The organism is Empedobacter sedimenti (assembly GCF_030005555.1).
GTDB classification, from domain to species: Bacteria; Bacteroidota; Bacteroidia; order Flavobacteriales; family Weeksellaceae; genus Empedobacter; species Empedobacter sedimenti.
Map to the genome: position 1 here is coordinate 1 of NZ_JASCQG010000042.1, position 935 is coordinate 935.

General features: G+C 30.5%; 1 protein-coding gene. It reads right to left on the minus strand.

What is annotated here, in order from left to right; genetic code table 11:
* Window positions 1–85 precede the first annotated feature (85 nt).
* The gene (locus QHG34_RS15820; RefSeq protein ID WP_282631185.1) at window positions 86–865 is read right to left on the minus strand and encodes a copper resistance protein NlpE; all 780 of its coding nucleotides are present in this window, start codon (window positions 863–865) and stop codon (window positions 86–88) included.
* Window positions 866–935 lie beyond the last annotated feature (70 nt).

Genomic DNA, 935 nt, shown 5'->3' on the forward strand with positions numbered 1-935 from the left:
TTTTACATAAAAGGTGTTATAATTTCACCAAACTTTGAGTTAGCAGAGGTTTTTTATTTATCAGCATGTTTAACCCCCCCCGTATTTACTCTTTTTTGTGATAATCTCCGGCTAAACTTGTTCCGCCACTACAAAAGAAATTTAACGAAAGTCTATCTTCAAATTTTGAAGTAAATATTTCAGCTGTTTTATCCTTAAATAAAATAGTCATAGTACCTTTTAAGTCTTTATTGATTGTATTTAATTCCACATCGATTTGATTATTAACCAATTGACCTTTTCCCTCAAACGTACAACCTTTAGCAGCTCCTGTAAATGAAATTTTTATGGTATAGATGCTATCATTATCAGCCTTTAACTCTAAAATTTGGTTGTATCCTTTGTCGATGGTATTGGTTTGATAAGTACCGTTTAATTGAGCAGACGTATATGCTTCTATTTTTTCAAAAACATATTGTTTGGCTAATTCTCCGCTTACTTCTTTTTTATCAGTGTTTAATCTTACTAAGGTGCTGTTTGGTTTTACTAAAAAATATTCTTTTGGCGTATTTGGTATTGTTAATTCAATAATACTATCATTCTTTGTCCAAGTACCATATTCATTTAATGAAGTACCATCACTGTCTAAATATATTGTACTTCTAGCAGCTCTTTGGTCTTTTTTAAAGGTAATATGTGTATAGATTCCCATACAATCTGCACAAGGCAATGTTGCAGAGTAAATTCCTAAAGTGAAATCACCATTTTGCTCAGTTTGTGTTGTTGTTTGTTCTTCCTTTGTAGAAGAATCTGTTGATTTACCGTTGCCACAAGACACAAAGATAGCGACTATTACTGCTAATGTTAAAAATTTGAATTTGTTCATTGTTTTTTTTGATTTAAATTAAACTTATATACTTCATTTACTTGGTATGTGTCTTAAAATCTCTGCTAAC